The organism is Novosphingobium sp. HNCC26DJ243 (assembly GCF_057180545.1).
In genome coordinates, this window is record NZ_JBXUGN010000001.1 from 1436566 (window position 1) to 1454174 (window position 17609).

A 17609-nucleotide genomic window follows, 5' to 3' on the forward strand; every position below is an offset into this window, starting at 1 on the left:
CATGGTGCGCAGGGTCCGACTTTGAGCCAGATCTTCCTGCGGAGAGGTTCCAACCGGGTCAGATTTACCCCTCCGCCCCGGTTCTCCTTGTGACATTCCGGTCAACTCGTTCCCTTCGGCCGGAGTCCTCTTCCTTTAGCGCGCTGTCCTTTGGGCAGCGCGCTTTTTTTGTGGTGCTTCAAAGGTATGCACCAAGGGTCAGGTCGTTTAGGCGGACGGACATCCCACCTTGGGGGTGGACGGGCAGACCGGCAGCCCCGTTTGACGCGCCGGCCAGACTCATGTTTCCAGCAAGGAGTAACCGATGACCGCCAAGTTCCTGATCGCCGCGCTCGTGGCCACCGCCGCCACCACCGCCCCCGTCTTTGTCGCGCCCGCATGGGCCAACCATCACGAGGAAACCAAGATGGTCGGCGGAGCAGCGATGTATCCGACCAAGACCATCGTCGAGAACGCCGTGAATTCGGCAGACCACACCACTCTTGTCGCCGCCGTAAAGGCCGCCGGCCTTGTCGACACCCTGAACAGCGCAGGCCCCTTCACTGTCTTCGCGCCGACCAACGCCGCCTTTGCCAAGCTTCCCGCCGGCACGGTCGAGACGCTGCTGAAGCCCGAAAACAAGGCAACGCTCGCCAAGGTGCTCACCTACCACGTGGTCGCCGGCAAGGTTTCGGCGGCCGACCTGGTCGCCAGGATCAAGGCCGACGGCGGTTCGACCAAGCTCACCACCGTTGCGGGCGGAACGCTGACTGCCTCGCTGATGGGCAGCACGGTTATGCTGACCGACGAAAAGGGCGGCATGGCGCATGTGACGCAGGCCGACGTGTTCCAGAAGAACGGCGTGATCCACGTAACCGACGCGGTTTCGCTGCCGAACTGAAGCCGGATCCCCAGCCCCTTCCGCTTGCGGGACGGGACCGGGCGCACAAAAATGGGCGGGGCCTTTCGGCTCCGCCCTTTTTCTTGTTCTTGATCAGCAACCGCTCAGGCGGCCTGCTCTTCCTTGCCCTTGAGCACGCGGACCGGCTCCTTGCGGCCCTCGACGACGTCCTTGTCTACGACGATCTCGGCAATGTCGGTCTCGGTCGGCACGTCGAACATGGTGTCGAGCAGCAGGCCTTCGACGATCGAGCGAAGCCCGCGCGCGCCGGTCTTGCGTTCGATGGCCTTCTTGGCAATCGCCTCGAGGGCATCGTCAGTGAAGGTCAGCGCCACGTCTTCGAGTTCGAACAGCTTGGCGTACTGCTTGATCAGCGCGTTCTTCGGCTCCTTGAGTATCTTGACCAGCGCCTCGATATCGAGGTCGTTCAGGGTCGCGATCACCGGCAGGCGGCCGACGAATTCGGGGATCAGGCCGAACTTGAGTAGATCCTCGGGCTCTGCCTTCTGGAGCAGTTCGCCGACCTTGCGCTTATCCGGGTCGGCAACGTGTGCGCCAAAGCCGATCGAGCGCTTCTGCAGACGGTCGGCAATGATCTTTTCGAGGCCCGCAAACGCGCCGCCACAGATAAACAGGATGTTCGTGGTGTCGACCTGCAGGAATTCCTGCTGCGGATGCTTGCGGCCCCCCTGCGGCGGAACGGAGGCAGTGGTGCCTTCCATCAGCTTGAGCAGCGCCTGCTGCACGCCTTCGCCCGAAACGTCGCGCGTGATCGAGGGGTTTTCAGCCTTGCGGCTGATCTTGTCGATCTCGTCGATGTAGACGATGCCATGCTGCGCCTTCTCGACGTTGTAGTCGGAAGCCTGGAGCAGCTTGAGGATGATGTTCTCGACGTCTTCACCGACATAGCCCGCTTCGGTGAGCGTGGTGGCATCGGCCATGGTGAAGGGCACGTCGAAGGTCTTGGCCAGCGTCTGCGCGAGCAGCGTCTTGCCCGAGCCGGTCGGGCCGACGAGCAGGATGTTCGACTTCGAAAGTTCGACCTCGCCGCCCTTGCCGCTGTGCTTGAGTCGCTTGTAGTGATTGTGCACGGCCACCGAGAGCACGCGCTTGGCGCGGTCCTGGCCGATCACGTAATCGTTCAAGGTCTCGAAGATGTCACGCGGGGTGGGTACGCCGCCGTCCTTCTTCCCGGCGATACCGGCCTTGGTCTCTTCGCGGATGATGTCGTTACACAGTTCGACGCATTCATCGCAGATGAACACGGTCGGTCCCGCGATGAGCTTGCGCACTTCATGCTGCGACTTCCCGCAGAAGCTGCAGTAGAGGGTGCTCTTGGTATCCGATCCGGAAAGCTTGGTCATTCGTCCATCCCAGGCGCCCCTCCACGAGGGGCCGGTCCGTCTATCCTACTACCGCAAGGGCATTAATCAACCGGACTCGAAAACAGGTAACAAGGCCTTACCCCCGCGCGCCTTTCGCCAGGCTTAAAGCGCACGAGGGTAGAGCGGAAAAATATCAGGCCGGTGCGCCGCCGGTGCCCTCGCCTTCGCCGACCGAGTCGGTGGCGGGGCGCGATTCGAACACCTTGTCGACAAGGCCGAACTTCATCGCTTCCTCGGCTTCGAGGAACGTGTCGCGGTCCATCGCCTTCTCGATTTCGTCGAGCGAACGGCCGGTGAACTTGACGTAGAGGTCGTTCATGCGCTTGCGGATGCGCAGGATCTCGCGGGCCTGGATCTCGATGTCCGAGGCCATGCCGCGCGCACCGCCCGAGGGCTGGTGCACCATGATGCGCGCGTTGGGCAGCGCGATGCGCATGCCGGGTTCACCGGCGGCAAGCAGGAAAGAGCCCATCGAGGCGGCCTGGCCGATGCACACGGTCGACACGCGCGGGCGGATGTACTGCATGGTGTCGTAGATCGCGAGACCCGCCGTCACCACGCCGCCGGGCGAATTGATATACATCGAAATGTCCTTCGAGGGGTTTTCCGACTCGAGGAACAGAAGCTGCGCGATGATCACCGAGGCCATGTGGTCCTCGACTTCGCCGGTGACGAAGATGATGCGTTCGCGCAGGAGGCGCGAGTAGATGTCGAAGCTGCGCTCGCCACGGCTCGATTGCTCGACCACAACCGGGATCAAAGCACCGGTCACGGGATCGTGGGTAAACTTGCCCTGGGCTCCATAAACACTGGCGCCGGAAGCGCCGAACAGGTCGAGCATGAGAATCCTCATCTGGTTAGGCCTGCTATGTCGCGTGCCACGGCAAGATGTTCAAGGGCGTTAACCGCAAATCCGCGTAAACCCGTGGATCACTGCACTTTGGCCCTGTACAAAGGTGTTGCGATGCATTGCGCGGCCTTGCACTCCAAGTCTCGGGATCGCACGATCGTCAAGTCACGCATCGGGAGTCAGGCGCATGAAATGCAAGGCGATGGTTCTGGCTTTGATGTCAAGCGTCACGCCCCTGCCCGCGCAAGCGCAAACGCCCCTACCCGCGCAGGCGCAATCGGTGGCCGACTACCTCGCGCGGATTGCCGCCATCGACGATGCCGGACCGATGCTCAACGCGGTGCTGGCGATCAATCCGGATGCCGCGCGCGATGAAGCGGCTGCGCGCAAGCTGGCGGGGCCGCTGACGGGCAAGGCGGTGCTGATCAAGGACAACATCGAGATGGCAGGGCCGCTGGCGACGACGGCCGGCAGCCTTGCGCTGAAGGACAACGTGACCGGGCGCGACGCTCCGCTGGTGGCGCGGTTGCGCAAGGCCGGCGCAGTGATCCTGGGCAAGACCAACCTTTCCGAGTGGGCCAACATCCGCTCGTCATCGTCGTCGAGCGGGTGGAGCGCGGTGGGCGGGCAGACCAGGAATCCGCACGCGCTGGACCGGACCGCCTGTGGATCGTCTTCGGGCAGCGGTTCTGCCATTGCGGCGGGGCTTGCCTGGGCAGCGATCGGGACCGAGACCGACGGATCGATCACCTGCCCCGCCTCGGTCAACGGCATCGTCGGATTCAAGCCCACCGTGGGAATGGTCAGCCGCACCCATGTCGTGCCGATCAGCCACAGCCAGGACACGGCGGGGCCGATGACGACCAGCGTGGCCGATGCCGCGCTGCTGATGAATGCACTGGCGGGCAGCGATCCGGCGGACAAGGCAACCGCCGAAGCCGACAGGCGCAAGGTGGATTTCACCGCAGGGCTCGCCAAGGCATCGCTCAAGGGCGTGCGTCTGGGCGTGTTGCGCAAGCAGGCGGGATCGCATCCGGGCGTGCTGGCAGTGTTCGACAAGGCGCTGGCCGATCTCAAGGCCGCAGGTGCCGAACTGGTCGAGATCGACTTTACGCCGCCTGAAGAAATGGGTCGCGACGAGTTTACCGTGCTGCTCTACGAATTGCGCGAAGACATGGGGGCATATCTCGCCTCGCTGCCGGGGACGGGCAAGGCGAAGACGCTGGCGGACCTGATCGCGTTCAACAAGGCACATCCGGAAGAACTGCGCTGGTTCGGACAGGACGTGTTCGAACAGGCCGAAGCGACGACAGACAAGGCGGCTTACGAGAACGCGCGTGCCAATTCGCTGAAGCTGGCGGGCGCAGAGGGCATCGACAAGCTCATGGCCGACAACAAGGTCAGCTTCCTCGTCGCCCCGACCGAGGGACCGGCCTGGCCGATCGACCTGGTGCTGGGCGATCACTTCGTTGGCGTAGGCGCGGGCAACCTGGCCGCGATTGCAGGTTATCCCCACCTGACCGTGCCGATGGGCGCAGTCGAGGGACTGCCGATCGGCCTGTCCATCATGGGGCCCAAGTGGGATGACGCCCGCGTGCTGGGCGCGGGCGCCGCCTACGAACGGGCGCGCACGGTTGCCGTGCCGGTGCCCTCATTCAAGCGCTGGGGCGAATAGGGCGGCGGTTCAATCCGCCTTTGCGACCTCCCGAAGGGCTTCAAGCGCTTCGAACTGGGACTGCAGCGCGCGGTGGCGGGCATTGGCCCGTGCCACGCGGGCGCGTTCGCCAGACTTGCCGGGGCGACGCAGGCGCGCGAGCAATCGGCCTGCCTCGCCCAGCCAATGCGCGATCACTTCACGCAGGGTGCTGCCACGTTGCACGCTCATCGCGCGCGAGCGGGGAATGGTGGTTGCCCCGGCTCCAACGGGATCCATGACCGGGGGCACGGCCGGAGCAGGCTGCGTGGCGGCAACCGGTTCGGGCTTCAGCGCCAGTGCGCGGCCAAGCAGATCGTCAGCGAGCATGACAGGGGTCAACTCCGGAACGGCAAGCGCCGTCAATGCGATGGCGGGCTTGGGTGAAGGCGACTTGCGCGACCGCACGGCAGGGCGTTTCGCCTGCTTGGGCGCGCGTGGCGTGCGGGCCGGGGATTTTCGGGTAGCAACGGTTTTGCGCTTGGCCGGCTTGCGGCGCGTCGACGCCTTGGGGGCGAGTCTGGTCTGTGCTCCGGAGGCAGCGACTTCCGGCCATGGCATCGAGGAAATGATCGCCCCGCGCGGCGCTGGCACGATCAGACCGGCAGGGAATGCGGGCGGGTTGCCGTTGCGGAGGAGGAACGCGGGCTCCTTGCCAACGTGCCCGACACCTGGCGGCGCGGCCTTGCCTTTCTGACGCGGTTTGGATGCAACGCGATTGCGGACCGTGTGCACTGGCAGTCCTCCAAAAGAGAGGGTTCTTGCCATTGGATTCTGACACAGCGCGACTCGGGCGCAATGACCAGATCGGTCAGAATTGGAGCTATCGGCCTATTTCTTAATAACTTACGAATTGATACGCGGTAGAACTACGTAGATTTTGCCCCAAAACGGCAACGGCCCGGTATGCCGAAGCACACCGGGCCGTCCGATATCCCGCCCCGTCGGGCAGGATCAATCCGGAATGGATCAGCCTTCGGCCTTCTTCTTGGCCGGGGCCTTCTTCTTGGGAGCAGGCGCTTCCTCAGCGGCAGCTTCGGCAACCGGCGCTTCCTCGGCAGCAGCCTTCTTCTTCGGAGCAGCCTTCTTGGGCTTCTCCTCAGCAGCAGCTTCTGCGGCAGGAGCCTCTTCGGCAGCGGCCTTCTTCTTGGGAGCGGCCTTCTTGGCCGGCTTGGCCTCGGCGACAGGAGCGCCTTCCTCGGCCTCGATCGCGGCCTGGAGTTCGTCCTTGGTCACTTCACGCTCGGTGACTTCGGCCTTGTCGAACAGGAAGTCGACGACCTTGTCTTCATAGAGCGGCGCACGCAGCTGGGCAGCGGCCAGAGGCTCGGAACGGACGTAATCGACGAAGCGCTGGCGATCCTGTTCACGGTACTGCTGCGCCGCCTGGCGGATCAGCATTTCCATTTCCTGGTTCGAAACCTGCACGCCGTTCGCCTGGCCGATTTCCGACAGGAGCAGACCGAGGCGCACGCGACGCTCGGCGATCTTGCGATAATCGTCCTTCTCGGCTTCGATTTCCTTCAGCGCATCCTCGGGATTTTCTTCACCCTGGGCTTCCTGCTGGAGCTGGGTCCAGATCTGCTCGAATTCGGCTTCGACCATCGAAGGCGGCACGGCGAAATCGTGGCCGGCGGCCAGCTGATCGAGCAGGGCGCGCTTCATCTGGGTACGGGTCAGGCCGGCAGTTTCCTGCTCGAGCTGGCCGCGCAGCAGGGTGCGGAGCTGCTCGAGGCTTTCGAGGCCGAGCATCTTGGCGAAATCATCATTGGCTTCGAATTCGCCTGCGACCTTCACCGCCTTGACCGTGATGTCGAAGGTGGCTTCCTTGCCCTTGAGGTTCTCGGCCGGATAATCCTCGGGGAAGGTGACCGTGATGACCTTTTCGTCACCGGCCTTCACGCCGACGAGCTGTTCCTCGAAGCCGGGGATGAAGCGGCCGGCGCCGAGTTCCAGCGGGGTGTCTTCAGCCGCGCCACCTTCGAAGGCGACGCCATCGACCTTGCCGAGGAAGTCGATGATGATCTGGTCACCATCCTTGGCCTTTGCGCCCTTCTTGGCGTCGGTGAACGACTTCTGGCCAGCGCCGATGCGGGCGACGGCTTCGTCGACCTGCTCGTCGGTGACCGGAACGGTCAGCTTTTCTAGCTTGAGGCCTTCGAGCGAGGGGGTTTCGATCGTGGGCAGGACTTCCAGCTCGACGGTGAGTTCGGCGTCCTTGCCCTCGTCATAGCCTTCGCCCATCGAGACGGCAGGCTGCATCGCGGGGCGCAGCCTGTGGTCGGCGACGAGCTTGTCCATCGCTTCGCGGATCGAGGTCTGCAGCGCTTCCTGATGGATGGCCGGGCCGTGCATCTTGCGCACGAGGTTGGCGGGCACCTTGCCGGGGCGGAAGCCGGGCATCTTGATCTGCGGTGCGATCTTCTTGACCTCACCTTCAACCCGGGCGGCAATGTCCGCTGCAGGGATGGTGACGGTGTAGGCGCGCTTCAGGCCCTCGTTGCTGGTTTCGACGATCTGCATCCTGATCCAACTTTCAGTTAAGTCACTCGCGCCATGCTGGACGCGGCAAAAGCTGTTCGGACGCCGGCGCGCGGACTGGTGCGGGCGAAGGGACTCGAACCCCCACATCTTGCGATGGCAGGACCTAAACCTGCTGCGTCTACCAGTTCCGCCACGCCCGCATCCGGCGAAAAGCGAGCGGTGCCCCTATCGCAGTGTCCGGAAAAGGGCAAGCGCCTTGGATTTGGGGTTGGGATTGGCCTCTTCAACTCTTCGTCATTGCGAGGAGGCGAAGCCGAGGAAGCAATCCATAGCCAGCGCACACCGCCACTGGATTGCTTCGCTGCGCTCGCAATGACGAAAGTGTTGTAACCGTGCGCTTGTCGCCGGAACCTGCTATCCTCGCGGCGAGTTGGGGATGAAACAGCGCTTTCAAGGAGCCGCACGATGGCCACTACCCCCGATTCCCCGCAACCCGACCGAATCGAACCCCAATCGCCGCCGGAAAGCCCGCCGGTGACGCAGCCCGATGAAGTGCCGCCCGCAATCCAGCCAGACGAGACGCCGGTGGTGGAACCCGATCAGGTGGAGCCGGTGAGCCCGCCCGAAGTGGTGCCAACAGCGCCCGACTGATTGATTCGCAAAACAGGCAGGGTGGGCGCCGGATTATCCGATCAGCTTTGCCAGAACCTGCCAGAACCCGATGGTATGTGCCTCGGGCCTTTGCGCTGTCGCCCGATCATCGCTTGCACATTCAAGGCAGTAGGCGCGCATGCCGCCGCCCCTGACGAGAAGGGCAACGTCGGATTCGATGCGCGCGATCAGACCTTGCTGGCGAGCGGAAAGTGCGCCTGCGAGGTCCTGCGCGCGCGCCTCGGTCCCTTTCTCGCTTTCCATCTGCTTGAGGAACTGGACGAAGGGGCTCGGCTCGGTCTGTACGAATTCGGCATGCCATTCGGTCGCACCGGCCTTTTTCGCAGTCCAGGCAACGGCAGCATCGAGATTGCCGAATTCATCGACGAGGCCAAGCTGCCGGGCGGTGCCGCCATCCCAGATGCGGCCCTGCCCGATCTTGTCGATTTCCGCAGGCGTCTTGCCGCGCGACTTGGCGACATAGCCGATGAAGCGGCCGTAGGTCTGTTCGACCTGCCCTTGCAGCAGCGCGCTGACCTGGGGGTTGAGTCCGCCGAGCAGATCGGGCTGGCCCGACAGCGGCGTGGTGCGGACCTGTTCGGTCGTCACGCCATATTCGGGCAGAGTCGCCTCGAAGCTGGGCATGACCGCAAAGACACCGATCGAGCCGGTGATCGTGCTGGGTTCGGCAAAGATGCGCTGGGCGGGAGTGGACACCCAGTATCCGCCGCTGGCCGCAACGCTGCCCATCGAAACGGCAACGGGCAAACCCTTGGCCCGGACACGTTCGACCGCAGCGCGGATGCGTTCGGAGGCCATCACCGATCCGCCGGGCGAATCGACCCGAAGAACCATACCGGCGTAGTCGTCGCTCTGCGTGACGCTGTCGATCAAGTCGGCGATACGGTCACCGCCGGCGGTGCCCGGCCCGGCATCGCCATCGACGATTTCGCCCGCGACGGTCACGACCGCGATGGCCTTGCCCGCCGAGGGCAGCGACTTGTCGGCAAGGTAGGTGTCGAGGTCAGTTGCCTTGAAGGCACCGAGCGGGCCTGATTCATCGGCGCCGACGATCTCGGCAACGCGCTTTCCGAAAGCGATGCGATCGCCGATGCGATCGACCAGGCCCGACTTGACCGCGGCTTGCGCGGCGTCGCCACCTGCATCGGCGACCCACTTGGCCGGATCGGTGAGCGCAGGCTTGATGTCGACCTTGGGCCGTGCGCGCTTCACATCGTCCTGCCAGTTCTGCCAGACCGCACCGAGCACGGCATTGAGCGCATCGCGCGCCTCGGGCGAGGATTCGCTGCGGATGTAGGGCTCGACCGCGCTTTTATAGGTGCCGACCTTGAAGACGTGGGCGTTGACCTTGAGCTTATCGAGCAGACCCTTGTAGAACAGCATCGTGCCGCCGGGTCCGGTTATTGCCGCACCGCCAAGGGGATCGACCCATGCTTCGCTTGCATGGGCGGCAAGCTGGATCGCGTCATCGTTGTAGATCAGCGCGCGCACGAGCACCGGCTTTTTGGCCGCGCGCACCTTGTCCAGAGCAGCGCCGACGCTGGCGACCTGCACGCCCGAGCCGCCTGCGAACTGTTCGAGATCGAGCACGACGGCCTTGATCCGCGTATCGGTTGCAGCGGCTTCGATCGCGCGGACGAGATCGCGTTCGACATATTCGGGCTGGGGCGAATCGCCCGACATGAGCAGGCTGGCAGGCGAAACATCGCTCGCCTCCTCGACGATGCCGCCATCGAGCTTCAGGTACAGCGCACCGTCGCGGACCATGCCCGGGCTGGGGCGCGAGGACAGCGCGGCATAGAGAGCTGCGAAGAACAGCAGCAGCAGCAGCAGGACAAGGCCATCCTTGATGGCGACGAGGATCTTCCAGACCGAACGGGCAAAGCTCATGGTCGCGGACTCTATTGTGGACGAGCGGTCTTTGCCAGCGGGAAACCGCTTGAGCCTGTCCCGCCTGCACACTAGGGGACTGGTTTCAATGCAAAGCCCGAACCCTTCGCAGGCAGGCCGCTACCCAGCGGGCGGTCTTGCCTACCCGCACCGTGACCTGACCGGCATCGGCCAGCTTGCCCGGCATGAGATCCTCTATCTGCTCGACGAGGCCGAGCAATGGGTGGAACTGAACCGGCAGAGCCAGAAGAAGACCGATCTTCTCAGTGGCCTGACGATCATCAACGCTTTCTTCGAAAACTCCACGCGCACGCTGCTTTCGTTCGAGATCGCGGGCAAGCGGCTGGGGGCAGACGTGGTCAACATGCATGCCGCGACCAGTAGCGTGAAGAAGGGCGAGACGCTGATCGACACTGCGATGACGCTGAACGCCATGCGCGCCGATGCCATAGTGATCCGCCATGCGAGTTCTGGCGCGGTGCGGCTGATCGCGGAGAAGGTCGATTGCCCGGTGCTCAATGCTGGTGACGGGCAGCACGAGCATCCGACGCAGGCGCTATTGGATGCACTGACCATGCGGCACGCACTGGGATTACCGGTGGGCTCGGACCTGAACGGGCTGAAAGTGACGATCTGCGGAGACATCCTGCATAGCCGCGTGGCGCGATCGAACATCCTCGCCCTGACCGCGCTGGGCGCCGAAGTGCGCGTATGCGCACCGCCCGCGCTGATGCCCGATGCAGTCGAGGCGATGGGCGTGACGCCGTTCCATGATTTCGATGCGGCGCTCAAAGGTGCCAACGTTGTGATGATGCTGCGGCTGCAGCAGGAGCGCATGTCGGGGCAGTTCATTCCCTCTCCGCGCGAATACCGGCATCTTTACGGGCTTACCCCCGAACGCTTGGGCCGCGCTGAGCCAGATGCTTTCGTGATGCATCCGGGACCGATGAACCGGGGGATCGAGATCGATTCGACCGTGGCCGACCATCCCACGCGCAGCCTGATCACACGGCAGGTGGAGATGGGCGTGGCGATCCGCATGGCCTGTCTCGAAGTGCTGACACGCCGGGCACGCCATGTTCCGGGCTGGGAAGCAGCAGGAGCGGCAGCATGATCGCGCGGCCCTTGACGATCACCGGCGGACGGCTGGTTCTGGAAGCAGGCGAGCCGCAAGCGGGATCGATCCGCTGCGAAGGCGGGCGCATCGTGGCGCTGGGCGAAGTTGCGCCGACCGAGGGTGACGAGGTTTTCGACGCAAAGGGCGCGCTGGTCGCGCCGGGCCTCGTCGACCTTGGCGTCTTCTCGATCGACAAGCCGGCGTTTCATTTCGGCGGGATCACGCGCGCAGGCCTGATGCCCGACCAGGGCCCGCCGCTCGACCATCCGGCGCGCGTCCGATTCGCGGCGCAGTCGGGCAAGCCAGACTTGTGGGTTCACCCGCTCGCCGCCGCCACGCGCGGGCTCGAGGGTGTAGAACTCGCCGAACTGGCGCTGATGCGCGATGCGGGCGCAAAGGCCGTGGCTACAGGACGCGGCTGGGTCGCAGATTCAGGCGTGATGCTCCGGCTGATGCGCTATTGCGCGATGCTCGGGCTGGTGGTGGTGACTCACGCCGAAGACGCCGCAATCACGGGTAGTGCAGTGGCTACCGCAGGCGAAGTGGCAACGCGGCTTGGCCTGCCCGCCGCGCCTGCTGAAGCCGAGGCGCTGGCCGTGGCGCGTGACATCGCGCTTGCGGAGCTATCGGGCGCGCATGTCCATTTTCGCCAGGTAACGACGTCCCGCGCGCTCGATCTGGTGCGCAGCGCAAAGGCCCGGGGCGTGCGGGTGACGGCGGGCGTAACTCCGGCGCACTTCATTCTGTCCGACCTTGAACTCGTGGGTTTCCGCACATTCTGCCGCCTTTCGCCGCCGCTGCGCAGCGACGACGACCGCAAGGCGGTGATCGCCGCGATTGCGGACGGAACGATCGACGTGATCGCCTCGGGCCATGATCCGCGAGGGCCCGAGGACAAGCGCCTGCCTTTTGCAGACGCCGAACCCGGCATGGCCGGTGCCGAAACGCTGCTGCCCCTGACGCTCACGCTGGTCCGCGACGGCGTCATTCCGGTTGCACGGGCGTTCGACCTGCTCAGCGCAAACCCTGCACGCTTGCTCGGCGTGAATGCCGGCGCGCTGGCGACGGGCGCGGAAGCGGATCTTGCCATCATCGATCCTGCGCGTCCGTGGGTGGTTGATTCGGACAAGATGGCAGCCGCAGCAGGCAATACCCCGTTCGATCGCCGTCCGGTCGAAGGCCGCGTTACCGCGCTGTTCAAGGGCGGCGTCAGGATCGACTGAAAAAGCTGGGGCGCAGGAGACGTCTTGCCCCCCGCGCCCCTCCGCCCCCAAACGATGGTTATAGTGCCTTAGCGGCGTGCCATGCGGGTTTCGACCGCACGCTGGCCGGGTGCGACGTCGGCTGAGCCGCGCATGACGAGGCAGACCCCGCCGCGTGCCTTGACCGATCCGCACAGCGAGCTGGCGGCTGCATAGCCGGCAAAACCTGCCGCCTGGACGCGCCAGAATTGGCGACCATTGACCGTGACTTGCGTGGTGACGTTGCGATAATTGACCAGCGCCGGGTTGCGCGAGGAGAAGTGGCGCCATGCACGGCGGGCGCCCTCGGCACTGCCAAACGAGCCAAGCTGGACCAGATGAGTGCCCTTCCCGACCAAGGCAGCAGTCGGCTTGCGAACGGGCGCGATCCCGCGCGGCTGCTCGACCACGCGCGGCGCGACCGTTGCACGGGGCATCGAGACCGGCGCGATCTGCGCAACCGGCTGGGCTGTCGTCGAAGGCGGAAGATCGATCATCGCCAGCTGTTCGGGCTTGCTCTGCGACGATGCGTCTGCAAGCGCGGGCTGCGGCGTCGAAATGTCGGTTGCCGGCAGTTCCTGAACGGCAGCCTCTGCGAGCGGCTCGGCACGCGTTGCTGCTTCGGCAGCGAGCTGCTGCGTGGCCGGGAAATTGGCCAGGGCGAGCGCCGAAGGCTGGCCGACATCGCCGCGAAGGGGCACGGCCAGCAGGCTGGCAACGCGTTCGCGGGTCAGTTCGGACTGGCCCATCATTGCCCACTGCTCCATGCGCTCGCCAAGCTGGTCGGCAGGAAGATCCTGCGCGGCCATCATGCGCGCTTCGCGCCAGTGTCCGCCAAGGGCATAAGCCAACGCCAGATTCTGGCGCATCTTGACCGAGTTGTCGCCGCCACGCAGCGCATCGGAGAGAACCGCAATGCCCTGCGCGGTCTGTCCGGCCAGAGCGAGCGCGAGACCGTAGTCCGACGCTTCGAGCGTATCACGATAGGAATTGAGCGTATCGACCGCTTCGGCATGACGCCCGAGCGCGATGTCGGCGAGCGCGAGGCTTAGCGCGGTGTGGCTGCTGTCCTCGCCCAGTTCCATCGACTCGTCATAAGCCTGACGCGCCGATTCGAAGCGGCCGGCCTTGAGGTAAGCGTTGCCGAGAAGGACACGGTAGGACGCATTGCGCGGATCTGCCAGCACCGCCTTTTCGGCGCTTTCCACTGCCGCCTTGGCGCTGCCCTTTGCGAGCGCGGTCTGCGCCGAAGCCGCAAGCTTTTCGGGGTGCGCGCCCCCGGCGGAACAACCGGTCAGCACGCCGGCCGCGAGCGCCGTCGAGATGACGAGGCGAGCGGCGCGGGAGGGGACGAGAGCGTCGAGAAGGCTGGTCATGGTCCGGATAGTCCTTCGGTCAATCAGTTGCGCGTCGCGCGCCGGGCGAGGTCTTCGATCCCGGGTTGATCGGCGAGAAAACGGTCGAGCGCCTCGAGTACGAGGGCCTGTGCGCTGCGCGATTCGAGCGTGCAGGCAAGGCGCAGGCGGAGGTGGCGATACTGATCGAGCCGCAAGGTAAAGGCCGCCTTGCGACCTTCCTGCAAGGCCGAGCGGACCTCCTTGCCACCCTTGGTACGGCGGCGAGCAGGCGCGACCGAAGCGGACGCAGGCGCAGCAAATTCGGGACTTGCCGCCACGGCAGCGGCAAGAGCCTCGATCTGTTGCACGACGACCGGCGTCTCGGCTTCGACCGGCGCGTCCTCGCCCATGTCGTTCCAGCCAAGATCGTCCTGGGTCACGGCAGGCGCGGCTTCGCCCATGCTGATGAGCACGCGGCGCTGTTCATCGGCACTCAGCGCGAGCTGCGGTCGCATCGCGGGACGGGCCGCGCCCTTGCGGGCGAGCAGTCCCGATGAAAGCGAGGCCAAGGGTTTGGCGGCGCTCATTGGCCCCTCCCCGCTCACGAACCGGCGACGCGGCGGCCGAAGCCGCCCATCGGGCGCTGGGCGCCGCCCGCCATCGGCATGGCGGCGGGCTGCTGCGGCACCGAGAACACTGTGCGGCGGAAATTCTTCTCGAGACGCTCGGAGATGTAGGTCCACAATGCCGTCACTTCGGCGGCGGACTTGCCGCCCGGATCGCACTCCATGACCGTGCGGCCATCGATCATCGACGCTGCAAAATCGGTACGCTGGTGCAGGGTGACCGGAGCAACGGTGCCGTGCTGCGAGAGGGCGACAGCGGCTTCGGAGGTGATTCGCGCCTTCGGGGTGGCGGCATTGACGACAAAGATCAGCGGCTTGCCTGCGCGATCACACAGGTCGACGGTGGCGCCGACGGCGCGCAGGTCATGCGGGCTGGGACGGGTCGGCACGACGATCAGCTCGGCAACCGAAATCACCGACTGGATCGCCATGGTGATCGCAGGCGGCGTGTCGATCACGGCAAGCTTGAAGCCCTGCTGGCGCAGAATCGCAAGATCGCTGGCGAGCCGCGCCACGGTGGTCTGGGCAAAGGCAGGGAATTCGGCTTCGCGTTCGTTCCACCAGTCCGACAGCGAACCTTGCGGGTCGATGTCGATCAGCACGACCGGGCCTGCGCCCGCCCGCTGGGCCTGGACGGCGAGATGGCCGGACAAGGTCGTCTTGCCCGAACCACCCTTTTGCGATGCCAATGCCAGTACGCGCAAAACCAATTCCCCCGAAAATCGCAAACTCCGGCCTATGGATTCGCAGATCGGGTTGAAATTTTGGTTAAGATGAGCGCGACGGCTGCATCAGGATCGGGCTCAGCGATGAAAATGTGCACTGCGCAGCCTCGGGAATGTGCGCTAAGACTTCGCTAACGCCTCGTTGACTATATGCTGCGGCGGTAAAGACCGGCGTCATGACCGGTTGAGACAGGCCCCCTGGGGCAAGCAGGGTTGCAGGATCAACCACGGCCTCAGAATTGCGGGCCAGACCAACAGGGACGGACGTTCTTACCATGGCAAACTACAGGAAGGCTGCGACAGTTCCTCTGGGCCTCGCGCTTGCGCTTGCCGCGAGCCCGGCGCTTGCCGATGTCAAGGCAGGGGTCGATGCATGGTCGCGCGGAGAACATGCCGTGGCCGTCAAGGAATGGCTGGGGCCTGCCGCAAAGGGCGATCCCGATGCGCAGTTCAACATGGGTCAGGCCTTCAAGCTGGGCAAGGGTGTGCCGCAGGACACGGCGCGGGCCGAAGCGTGGTTCCGCAAGGCTGCCGAACAGGGCCACATAAAGGCGGCGGACACGCTGGGCCTGCTGCTGTTCCAGGATGGCCGCAAGACCGACGCCCTGCCCTTCCTCCAGGCCTCGGCGGAGCGCGGTGAGCCGCGCGCGCAATACATTCTGGGCATCGCCCACTTCAACGGCGACATTGTCGGCAAGGACTGGGTCCGCGCCTATGCGCTGATGAGCCGCGCATCTTCGGCGGGTCTCGAACAGGCCACGCGGAGCCTGTCGACGATGGACGGTATCGTTCCGCTGGAGCAGCGCCAGCTCGCGATGTCGTTGAGCGCGGAACTCGAACAGAAGGCGCAAGAGAATCGCTCGCGCCAGTTTGCGGCCTCCGATCTGGGCGTGAGCCCTGCACCGACCGCGCCTTTGCGAAGCTTTCCTGCCGGCACCGCGCTCGAACGCGCCGACTTGCCGCCTTCGACGCCTGCTCAGGGTGGGCCGGTGACCGCCGGGGCCGACTTTGCCAATCCCGTGCCGATGCCTAGCCCGAAGCGGATCGCGGTTGCGCCTGCGCTCGCGACCAAACCTGCTGCAGTCGCGGCGAAGCCGGTGGCCATTTTGGCCAAGCCCGCCACGCCCAAATCCACTGCGCCCAAACCCGCATCCGCTCCCGCACCGGCCGCCAAGGGCAACTGGCGCCTGCAGCTTGGCGCATTCGGCGTGAAAGCCAATGCCGACGGTCTCTGGACCAAGGTGAGGGGGCGACCCGAACTGGCGGGCCACGGACGCATCGATCTGGCCTCGGGCAGCGTCACGCGCCTGCTGGCCGGTGGCTTCGGCAGCCAGACAGAGGCAGACAAGGCCTGTGCCGCTCTCAAGTCTGGCGGCTTCACCTGCCTGGTGGTAAAGCCCTGATGGCTTGGACATTGACCTTCCCCGCAGCCGCATAGAGGCCATCGATTTCCTGCGCGGCGTGGCCGTGCTGGGGATTCTGGCAATCAACGTGACAGGGTTCTGGGGACCGTCGCTGGCGACGTTCTCGCCTGCGATCCCGCGCGCGGAAACCGGCGGCGCGGCGTGGTTCGGCGTGGCCTTCGTGCTTTTCGAGGGCAAGATGAGGGCACTGTTCAGCCTGCTGTTCGGCGCAAGCATGGTATTGTTCGCGCAAGCCGCAGAGCGGCAGGGTGCCGATCCGGACATGGCGCAGGTTCGCCGCCTGCTGTGGCTCGCGCTGTTCGGATACATGCACTACGCGCTGCTGTGGTGGGGCGACATCCTGTTCGTTTATGCGCTGTGCGGGCTTGGCGCACTGGCGCTACGGCAACTTTCGCCCTGGAAGCTGGTTGGCATCGCCGTGCCGTTCTACGCACTGTCGCAGGGCATCGAGGCGCTGCTCGCACTTCCCGGACTTTCAACCGAGCAATCCGTGCTGGCGGGCACTGCCAGTGCAGGCGATATGGCCGAACAGGCGGCGATGATGAGCCGTATCGCGCAATCGGTGGCAGCAGACCTGGCCGTGTTGGAGGCCGGTTTCGTCGAGGCGGTGCGGCTCAAGCTGGCAAGCGCGGCTTTCCAGCCCCTGACTGTTACTCTGGCGACGTTCACTGAAACGGTCCCGCTAATGCTGATCGGCATGGCAATGGTGCGCGGCGGCTTCTTCACCACATGGTCGCGAAGGCGGCTGGCGAGTGTTGCAGTGGGCGGAATCATGCTGGGTGGTGTACCGACGCTGCTGGCACTGCAGTGGCTGGCCGCGCACGATTGGCCGCCCCGCGCGATGTTTCTGGCGATCGAGGACGGGATGGCGCTGCCGCACCTGCTGATGGCTGCAGGTTACGCTGCGGCATTGATGCTGGTTTTTCCAACCGTGAAGGACAGTTCGGCAGGCCGGGCCGTGATCGCCGCCGGACGGTGCGCTTTCACCAACTATCTTGGCACCAGCGTCCTGATGGGCGCAATCTTCTGTGGCTGGGGGTTGGGCCTCGGCCCGGAAATGCCGCGCAGGTGGCTGCCGGTGTTCGTCGTTCTCGGGTGGGCCGCGATGCTCTCCTGGCCGCGATGGTGGCTTGCGATATACAGCCAGGGTCCGCTTGAGGGCCTGTGGCGCAGGCTTGCCCTGCCACGCGTGCATTAACCATGTCCGGAAAGGGTTTGAAGCCCCGCCGTCCCTGTGCGGGACGCCGATTTATCGAGACTCGCAAGCCCATGCGTTAACGCCTAT

The 17609-nt window shown here is 65.0% G+C and carries 15 protein-coding genes and 1 tRNA gene; 7 read left to right on the top strand and 9 right to left on the bottom strand.

Annotation, left to right across the window (positions count from 1 at the left end; genetic code table 11):
• The first annotated feature begins 304 nt into the window (after positions 1–304).
• The gene (locus AC2A04_RS07055; RefSeq protein ID WP_484211579.1) at positions 305–880 is read left to right on the top strand and encodes a fasciclin domain-containing protein; all 576 of its coding nucleotides are present in this window, start codon (positions 305–307) and stop codon (positions 878–880) included.
• Positions 881–984: 104 nt separating this feature from the next.
• Here AC2A04_RS07055 and clpX read toward each other — a convergent pair whose 3' ends face one another.
• Together clpX and clpP are read right to left on the bottom strand one after the other, a co-directional pair.
• Positions 985–2244: an ATP-dependent Clp protease ATP-binding subunit ClpX gene (gene clpX, locus AC2A04_RS07060; RefSeq protein ID WP_484211580.1), complete on the bottom strand. Its 1260-nt coding sequence runs from the start codon at positions 2242–2244 to the stop codon at positions 985–987.
• A 154-nt stretch (positions 2245–2398) separates the two neighbouring features.
• Positions 2399–3106 carry an ATP-dependent Clp endopeptidase proteolytic subunit ClpP gene (clpP, locus tag AC2A04_RS07065; RefSeq protein WP_484211699.1) on the bottom strand — a complete coding sequence of 236 codons (708 nt, stop codon included), beginning with the start codon at positions 3104–3106 and terminating at the stop codon, positions 2399–2401.
• Between the two features lie 196 nt (positions 3107–3302).
• Here clpP and AC2A04_RS07070 point away from each other — a divergent pair, with 196 nt between their 5' ends.
• Positions 3303–4790 carry an amidase gene (locus AC2A04_RS07070; protein ID WP_484211581.1) on the top strand — a complete coding sequence of 496 codons (1488 nt, stop codon included), beginning with the start codon at positions 3303–3305 and terminating at the stop codon, positions 4788–4790.
• Positions 4791–4799: 9 nt separating this feature from the next.
• Here AC2A04_RS07070 and AC2A04_RS07075 read toward each other — a convergent pair whose 3' ends face one another.
• The 3 genes from AC2A04_RS07075 to AC2A04_RS07085 all read right to left on the bottom strand — a co-directional run bounded on the left by AC2A04_RS07075 (position 4800) and on the right by AC2A04_RS07085 (position 7492).
• Positions 4800–5543: a hypothetical protein gene (locus AC2A04_RS07075; protein ID WP_484211582.1), complete on the bottom strand. Its 744-nt coding sequence runs from the start codon at positions 5541–5543 to the stop codon at positions 4800–4802.
• Positions 5544–5777: 234 nt separating this feature from the next.
• Positions 5778–7331 (bottom strand): trigger factor, encoded by a 1554-nt coding sequence (gene tig, locus AC2A04_RS07080; RefSeq protein ID WP_484211583.1) that lies wholly within the window; start codon positions 7329–7331, stop codon positions 5778–5780.
• 76 nt (positions 7332–7407) lie between these two features.
• Positions 7408–7492, bottom strand: a tRNA-Leu gene (locus AC2A04_RS07085).
• A gap of 265 nt (positions 7493–7757) precedes the next feature.
• Between AC2A04_RS07085 and AC2A04_RS07090 the strand changes: the two genes are divergently transcribed.
• Entirely contained in the window at positions 7758–7943 is a 186-nt protein-coding gene (locus AC2A04_RS07090; protein WP_484211584.1) for a hypothetical protein, read from the top strand.
• Between the two features lie 33 nt (positions 7944–7976).
• On the opposite strand, the gene sppA is transcribed toward AC2A04_RS07090, so the two are convergent.
• The gene (gene sppA / locus AC2A04_RS07095) at positions 7977–9854 is read right to left on the bottom strand and encodes a signal peptide peptidase SppA (protein WP_484211585.1); all 1878 of its coding nucleotides are present in this window, start codon (positions 9852–9854) and stop codon (positions 7977–7979) included.
• A gap of 88 nt (positions 9855–9942) precedes the next feature.
• On the opposite strand from sppA, the gene AC2A04_RS07100 reads away from it, so the two are divergent.
• Together AC2A04_RS07100 and AC2A04_RS07105 are read left to right on the top strand one after the other, a co-directional pair.
• Positions 9943–10968, top strand: a complete 1026-nt coding sequence (locus AC2A04_RS07100) for an aspartate carbamoyltransferase catalytic subunit (protein ID WP_484211586.1) — start codon at positions 9943–9945, stop codon at positions 10966–10968.
• Positions 10965–12194 (top strand): dihydroorotase, encoded by a 1230-nt coding sequence (locus AC2A04_RS07105; protein ID WP_484211587.1) that lies wholly within the window; start codon positions 10965–10967, stop codon positions 12192–12194. Before AC2A04_RS07100 ends, AC2A04_RS07105 begins: the two co-directional genes overlap by 4 nt.
• A 68-nt stretch (positions 12195–12262) precedes the next feature.
• On the opposite strand, the gene AC2A04_RS07110 is transcribed toward AC2A04_RS07105, so the two are convergent.
• From AC2A04_RS07110 to AC2A04_RS07120, 3 genes are read right to left on the bottom strand one after another with little or no spacing between them, the layout of a single operon-like run.
• On the bottom strand, positions 12263–13588 hold the full coding sequence (locus AC2A04_RS07110) for an SPOR domain-containing protein (RefSeq protein WP_484211588.1): 1326 nt from the start codon (positions 13586–13588) through the stop codon (positions 12263–12265).
• Positions 13589–13611: 23 nt separating this feature from the next.
• Complete coding sequence (locus tag AC2A04_RS07115) at positions 13612–14136, bottom strand: hypothetical protein (RefSeq protein WP_484211589.1); 525 nt, start codon at positions 14134–14136, stop codon at positions 13612–13614.
• A gap of 14 nt (positions 14137–14150) precedes the next feature.
• Positions 14151–14879, bottom strand: coding sequence for an AAA family ATPase (locus tag AC2A04_RS07120; protein ID WP_484211700.1), 729 nt, complete (start codon positions 14877–14879; stop codon positions 14151–14153).
• Positions 14880–15175: 296 nt separating this feature from the next.
• On the opposite strand from AC2A04_RS07120, the gene AC2A04_RS07125 reads away from it, so the two are divergent.
• On the top strand, positions 15176–16303 hold the full coding sequence (locus AC2A04_RS07125) for an SPOR domain-containing protein (RefSeq protein WP_484211590.1): 1128 nt from the start codon (positions 15176–15178) through the stop codon (positions 16301–16303).
• A gap of 4 nt (positions 16304–16307) precedes the next feature.
• Positions 16308–17522, top strand: a complete 1215-nt coding sequence (locus tag AC2A04_RS07130; protein WP_484211591.1) for a DUF418 domain-containing protein — start codon at positions 16308–16310, stop codon at positions 17520–17522.
• Positions 17523–17609 lie beyond the last annotated feature (87 nt).